This window comes from Neisseria sp. P0021.S006 (assembly GCF_051956895.1).
The window spans coordinates 1-2,424 of sequence record NZ_JBQCWZ010000136.1; the positions used below are offsets into that span (position 1 = coordinate 1).

2 protein-coding genes are annotated in these 2,424 nt (G+C 53.2%); one reads left to right on the forward strand and one right to left on the reverse strand.

Annotation, left to right across the window (positions count from 1 at the left end; all coding sequences use genetic code 11):
- On the forward strand, window positions 1-1,136 hold a 1,136-nt coding region (locus tag ACTHUM_RS11580), incomplete at its 5' end, for a TonB-dependent receptor domain-containing protein (RefSeq protein ID WP_440402932.1).
- 209 nt (window positions 1,137-1,345) lie between these two features.
- Here ACTHUM_RS11580 and mnmC read toward each other — a convergent pair.
- The coding region (gene mnmC / locus ACTHUM_RS11585; protein WP_440402933.1) for an FAD-dependent 5-carboxymethylaminomethyl-2-thiouridine(34) oxidoreductase MnmC at window positions 1,346-2,424 on the reverse strand (1,079 nt) is incomplete at its 5' end.

A 2,424-nucleotide genomic window follows, 5' to 3' on the forward strand; every position in this document is an offset into this window, starting at 1 on the left:
CGAAATACCAAACGTCCAACAACCAAGAATTGACTATGCTGGTCGAAAGCTCGTCCAAAAACCGTTTTGCCTACTGGAACAACACCTTCCAATTCGGCGACAGCAGCCAATACCGCCTCAATGCCGGGCTTCGCTACGACAACAGCAGCAGCAAAGCCAAGGACAACCCCAACTATACCCCTGCCATCCGCGGTCAAATCCCCTATCTTGGCAGCGAGCGTAAACACAGCGGTTTCAGCTACGGTTTAGGATTAGACTGGAAATTCACGCCGCGTCTGAATCTTTTGGCAAAATATAGCACTGGCTTCCGCGCGCCGACTTCAGACGAAACCTGGCTATTGTTCCCGCATCCTGACTTCTACCTTAAAGCAAACCCTAACCTTAAGGCAGAAACCGCCAAAAACTTCGAACTGGGACTTGCCGGCAGTGGCAAAGCCGGAAACTTTAAACTCTCCGGCTTCCAAACCCGCTACCGCAACTTTATCGAACTGACCTACATGGGCGTATCTTCCGATAATCCCAACAGCCCTAATTACGCGCCGATTTCCGACGGTACCGCATTGGTCAGCTCACCCGTTTGGCAAAACCAAAACCGTTCCTCCGCATGGGTGAAAGGTTTGGAATTTAACGGCACATGGAACCTTGACAGCATCGGTTTGCCGCAAGGCACGCACGCAGGTGTTAATGTCAGCTACATCAAAGGCAAAGCCAAACAAACCAACGGACAGGAAATCCCGATTAACGCCCTTTCCCCGTGGTCTGCCGTTTACAATTTGGGCTACGATGCTCCCTCCAAACGCTGGGGTATCAATGCGTACCTGACACACACCGCAGCTAAAAAACCGTCTGACACCGTTCACAGCAGTGATGATTTGAACAACCCATGGCCATTTGCCAAGCACAGCAAAGCCTATACGCTTTTCGACCTGACAGGCTACGTCAACTTGGGCAAATACTTCACCCTGCGCGCCGGTGCGTACAACATCGGCAACAAAAAATACTATACTTGGGAATCGCTGCGCAGCATCCGCGAATTTGGTACAGTTAATCGTGTTAATAATAAGACACATGCAGGTATAGAGCGTTTCTCTTCACCAGGAAGAAGTTACAACTTTACACTTGAAGCTAAGTTCTAAGGTAATTAGAACAGAAAGGAAGGTTGGTACAGCTACAGCACCACCAACGGGGTTGACCGCGATGGCAAAGGCTTAGACCGCTACCGCGCCCCAGGCCGCAATTACGCCGTATCGCTGGAATGGAAATTCTAAGCAGTTAACGGATAGCTAAAGGCCGTCTGAAAGTTTTGATGACTTTCAGACGGCCTTTTTTATTTAAAACGAAATCTTTAAACGGATAACAACGGCTGCTGCCGAACAATCGCGCGGATGATGGCGCGGTTGGGGTGCAGCGCGGTTCTCAGTCTTTGCGATAGTGGGTGCGGCAAGCCGAGTATTTCGGCCGCAATGGCGGCGGCGCAGATGGGGGCTGTCGCCAGTCCGCGTGTACCGTGTGCCGTATTGATGTAGGCATTGGGCAGGTAAGGGCAGGGGATATTGTCGAGGCGGTAGTTTTTGTCCAATGCCAGCTTGGCATAGGCGGACTGCATGGCGGCGATGTCGCCGAGTGCGCCGACAACGGGCAAGTGGTCTAGGCTGTCGCAACGCAGGGCGGCATGGCCTTGTGTGTCTTGAAGGCCGTCTGAAAACGAATCTTGCTCAAATAGGGATTGTGCCAATGGGGGATTGAGCTGTTGCAGAGCGGCGCGGTTTTCGGTTTCTTCGTGCGGATACCAAGTTTCATCGTTGCTGTTGAGGACAAATGTCGCGCCGTAGCAGTGGCGGCCTTGCCAGCTCGGACTGATGTAGCTTTCTCCGGAAATGGCGCAACGCAGCTTTTGTGAAAACGGGCTGGCAGACACAACGCCGGTTTGACCGCGGATTTGGCGGAAAGGCAGGGCAGAGATGTTGGTGTCGGCGGCATTCGGGCTGTGCGCGCCCATGCAGTAAACGATATGGCTGGCATTGAAATGCGCGTTTGGCGTGTGTGCCGTCCATTGTGTGCAGTCATGCGATACTGCGGTCAGCGGCGAGTGTTCGTGCAACTCGATCAGCGGATGATTCAATAAGGTATGCACGACGGCGGGCGGATTCAGCCATACGCCTTGCGGCCAGTAAAGGCCGTCTGAAAATACGTCTATGCCTGTAATGTGCGCAGCCTCTTCGGCGGATACGCTGCGGTAGAGGTGCTTATGCTGGTGTTGCAAACCCAAGGCTTGATTGCGTTTGCGTTCGCCGTCATCAAAATTCAAATGCAATACGCCGTCGCCGCCCCATACGTCGGAGTCGGGCAGCAAGTCTTCCAACAATCGGCGCGTGTAGCCGTAGCCTGTCAGCAGCAGCTCGGTTTGTTCGGTATCGTGTGGCG